General features: G+C 36.9%; 3 protein-coding genes and 1 pseudogene. All 4 read right to left on the reverse strand.

All coding sequences use genetic code 11. The features are described from left to right. Positions 1-88: 88 nt before the first annotated feature. Positions 89-472, reverse strand: coding sequence for a LacI family DNA-binding transcriptional regulator (locus tag C7958_RS15375; protein ID WP_111573548.1), 384 nt, complete (start codon positions 470-472; stop codon positions 89-91). 54 nt (positions 473-526) lie between these two features. Next, the gene (locus C7958_RS15380; protein ID WP_111573549.1) at positions 527-1831 is read right to left on the reverse strand and encodes an oxidoreductase; all 1305 of its coding nucleotides are present in this window, start codon (positions 1829-1831) and stop codon (positions 527-529) included. Beyond that, the gene (gene gnpA, locus C7958_RS15385; protein ID WP_111573550.1) at positions 1824-4037 is read right to left on the reverse strand and encodes a 1,3-beta-galactosyl-N-acetylhexosamine phosphorylase; all 2214 of its coding nucleotides are present in this window, start codon (positions 4035-4037) and stop codon (positions 1824-1826) included. Before gnpA ends, C7958_RS15380 begins: the two co-directional genes overlap by 8 nt. Before the next feature lie 111 nt (positions 4038-4148). After that, positions 4149-4255 (reverse strand): annotated as a pseudogene (locus C7958_RS16180) (carbohydrate ABC transporter permease); the annotation flags it as partial.

Consider the following 4255-nt stretch of genomic DNA (forward strand, 5'->3'; position numbering starts at 1 on the left):
AATCCCAATTATAAGGAGTTTTTCTATTTTAAGCAAGTATTTTCGCTGAAAATAGAACTTGACTTTTCTTAAATATTTTTATGCAATGCTAGTGATAACGAGTAGTAAAAATTGCTCCATCTACCGCTCCACTTTTTAATACTTTAAGATAATTTTCTTCTTCTTCTTTTTTTCCCTGGGTAGTGCAAATAATCAGATTATAGCCTGCCTGTTTAACATAGTTTTTTATAAATTGAGACAGCTCAGCGTTAAAAGGATTATCCATGGCTCCAATAATCAGAGCCAGAGTATCAGAAGATTTTTTGGCCAGAGATTTACCCCTAATATCAGCTACATAATCTAATTCCCTGGCAATCTTTTTGATTTTCATTTTAGTATTAATATTTACCAGTTCACTATCATTTAAGGCCAGTGAAGCAGTGGCTTCGGAAACCCCTGCCTCTTTTGCTATTTGCTTTAATGTAATTGCCATTCAAATCAATCCTTTATCTGCAGTAAATACTAAATAAATATTAACACTATATTTTTAAGAAGTCAATTTTTTCAACTGGCGGTAAAGGGGAAGATAAATTTCCTGATCTCTAATAACACAGCCTGCTTTTTTTCTGGCAGCTTTTAATTCAGCACATTTACTGCAGGTTATACAAACTTTGTTCTGATCAAGCTGATCATTTTTAATAATATCTCTGACAAAATCAGGATAAGCAAAGGCCTGACGGCCAAAACCCGACATTGTCATCCATCCCTCCTGGATCATTCCTGCAGCCAAATAAGGAGCCAGATGCCTTAACCAGCTGAAGCCGGTACCCACAACAACTCCACTAAAATTATCCTGAGCAAATTTGCTCAACTTCAATAACCGAACTGCGCCTTTAAGGGGAGCTTCCGGCGGCTGGTAACTTCCCTGATCATAGGGACGATTAACATGAGGTTTTAAATAGGGAGTACTTGCCGTTACATTTATAATCTTTACTCCTAATTCCTCCAGCTCGTTAAGCAGTCTTTGGCTTTCTCTTAAATCCATTTTCCCTGTATAATCAGTGGACCAGCCATTGGGATAAGGGATTGCATCATATATATTTAACCTAACAGCCAGATCAATATCTACCTGTTCCCCGACTTCTTTAATTACTTCTTTTAAAAAACGGGTTCTATTCTCATAACTACCCCCATATTTACCTTCTCTTTTATGGGCAGCCAGGATTTCTGATAAAAGATATCGGTGGCAGCTTTTAATATCTACTGCCTCAAAACCTGCTTTTTGGGCGAGTTTTGCTGCCTGCAGATAGTCATTTTTTAGCCGGTCCAGCTCCCGATCACTCATTATATGATAATCTTTATCTAGATGAGCAGCAGAATCAAGGTACTCATCTCTAAATATAATATTATTTTTCTCCCCAAATCGACCCGAATGAGTAAGCTGAGCTACAAGATAAGGGTTATGACTTTTACCGTTAACTGCTGCAGCCTCCGTTTTTATCAAATCAATTAGATTTATAAAAGAGTTTAAATTTTCCTGGTTTAAAAACAGCTGATCTTTATTAGCTCGACCATTCTCATTGACAGCAAGTGCTTCCATCCAGATCAAACCGGAACCACCCCTGGCAAAACGCTTATATCTTCTTTTTGTCAGCTCAGAAGGAGTCCCATCTTCATTTGCATCTGCACCTTCCATGGGATGGATGGCCAGCGCATTGGGAATCTTTAATCCTTTAGTTTTTATCTTCTCTTTTAAAATAGCCAGATCTTTTTGAAGAGGTAGATCTAGATTATTATTATATAAATCTTTTTTTAAGTCATTTAAGGAAGAATAACTAAAGTTATCATCCATTGAATTCACCTCTTTTATTTAGATTAATAATCTTACTCTGATAGGCAGCTATTTCAACTTCAATTTTTTTTGAGTCAGGACAGTTGATAGTACTTTTCTGCCTTTGATCACTATTATTAATTACAAGCAGCTTCTGTTTTTTTGGAAAAAAAGCTGTTTCTAGATTGGGATTGATACTCAACCAATTTTGAAAACCTTCAGTTTCTCCTGCTGCCCAGGCTATAATTCGATGCAGCATTCGATTATTGGTAATCGAATGTCTAAAGGAAGTTAGATATACTCCTCTTCCCTGACCAAATTTCCTGGCTGCCAGTTTAATTGTTTCCTCATCTGCAGCTAGAACTTCTGTTTTTGAATCCAGAGCATATATATTATCTGTTGTCTTGCCCAAATTTAAATTTTCTGCTGATTTAAGATCCTCTGTAATAAAGTGATCTTTCTGGATACTATAATCATATTTGTTCTGCGCAATAGTAAGGCCAATTTCTCTGTCTACTCCCAGCAGATGAGAAAGCTGAAAATACTGGCTGCTGTATCTGGCTGCTGAAGGTTCTGCAGCACCAATAAAACCTCCACCCTCTGCGGCCCAGTTAGTAATAGCTGTAACAATTTCAGGCTTTTTCCAGTGTTTGCCGCCACTCCAGGCACTATCAAGTTTACCAGCATTAATTATTACTTTGATATCTTCTGCAATTCCATTTTCTAAAATATCATCAAAACTAATAAATTCTACCTCAAAAGGTAAGCCGGCCAGTGCTTCCAGAATATGATTTAAGGATAATTCAGGATGTTCATGGAGATGACCACTGCAGATCCAGGAACGCAGATCACCCCAGGAAGTTAAGACAGCAACTTTATAAGGTGCAGTCTCTACTTTATCACCCTGGTGCAGTTTTTTGATTTCTCTAAATTCCTGGGTCAACTCTTCCATATATTCTACAAAATCCGGAAATTCTTCTACCAGATGCAGATAGCCACCAAGTCCAATTCTGTCAATCTTTGCCCTCAGCAGAGCTCTCCTGACATTAAGCCAGTAATTTTTTGTATCCAGCGTTGGATCTCCACCCTCTTTAAAAGTAGGTTCTCCTGTCAGCCCGGTAGGAAAAAGATAGGGATGCAGCCTTAATTCATGCACATCTACTTCGTCAACACCGGCACATTTTCTGGCTTCAAAAGCATTAAATACACATTTAATCAAGCCATCAAAGCCAAATTCTTCAAACCTTTTTCCATAGGGTTCGATTCCTATCCAGTGATCATCATAAAACACATAGGCCTTTTTGTCATATTTGTGAACCAGATCTATCAGCTGACTGCCAAAATCAACTACAAATTCGTTGACAAAATCCATCCATTCCTGATATTTTTTACCCGACACATTATGAGTAGAATTATAATAACCTTTGTTAATAAAATCTTCTGACTGCAGCTGATAACCTCTTTCTTCTTCAAACTTCTGTAAAGCATAAGGACTCACTGTAAAATCATAAGATCCCCAGTCAGAATATCTGAATCTAAAATCCTTATCATCTCCCCAGAACCAGCAGAAATTATAAAACATGGAAGTAAAGCGGACAACATCAGTCTGTGGATGTTCCTGCAGCCATTTTTCTAAATACTCAAGCAAATGCTTCTGACTTTCCGGATAAATTGGATCCACCGGCATCAGGTGCTCACGATCTCCCCAGTCATTTGTTATATGATTGTACATTGAAATTGCTTCCCAGGTTCTATAGGCTAGAAAATTAACTGTATATTTATGACCTTTGATTGTATTTTTTATAGTTACAGAATTTTTTTCCTGCTGATAACTCCAGTTGGCTTCTGCTACCTCCTGATCTGCAGTTCTATCATACACCTGCCACCATTTTTTGGGATCATTGTTATAATTAACTTTAAACTGCTGTTCAAAAAAACCATCTAAAAGTTTAATTTCTAATTTATTCTCTACAGCCAGCACAGGATCAGTCATTAAAAAATTCTGCTGTAATTTGTCCATATTTTTTTTAGCCCACTGATTATCAGCTCGAATTATGCAGAGAGTGGAGTAAATATCAAAATCTGCTGAGGTGATATCTTCAGAAAGAGCAGTGCCATCACTATCCCTGATGACATCTGCTCCCCATTTTTCTGCTAATTCAAGTGTTAAATCTTCATATCCTGCCTCACCTGGCAGAGTGAATGAGCCTTTTTCTATTTTGTTCATCTTTTATCAGCTCCTATTAACAAAGTCAAATTACGATTTAAGTTAATTTTTAAAATAAATAATTCAATTCAGTTAATCTTTAGTTAAGATAACTGTAAGTAATAATCGGATTTAACCTTTTAATCCCGAAGTAGCAATACCTTCCACCAGATAACGCTGGAAGAAAATAAAGATTAAAAAGATCGGCATCAAGGATAAGGTTGCCATTCCAAACATTG

The sequence above is a fragment of the Halanaerobium saccharolyticum genome (assembly GCF_003259895.1).
GTDB classification, from domain to species: Bacteria; Bacillota; Halanaerobiia; order Halanaerobiales; family Halanaerobiaceae; genus Halanaerobium; species Halanaerobium saccharolyticum_A.

Coding starts and splice junctions, on each gene's coding strand:
- gnpA (WP_111573550.1), bottom strand. CDS start 4,037: ATGAACAAAATAGAAAAAGGCTCATTCACTCTGCCAGGTGAGGCAGGA.
- C7958_RS15380 (WP_111573549.1), bottom strand. CDS start 1,831: ATGGATGATAACTTTAGTTATTCTTCCTTAAATGACTTAAAAAAAGAT.
- C7958_RS15375 (WP_111573548.1), bottom strand. CDS start 472: ATGGCAATTACATTAAAGCAAATAGCAAAAGAGGCAGGGGTTTCCGAA.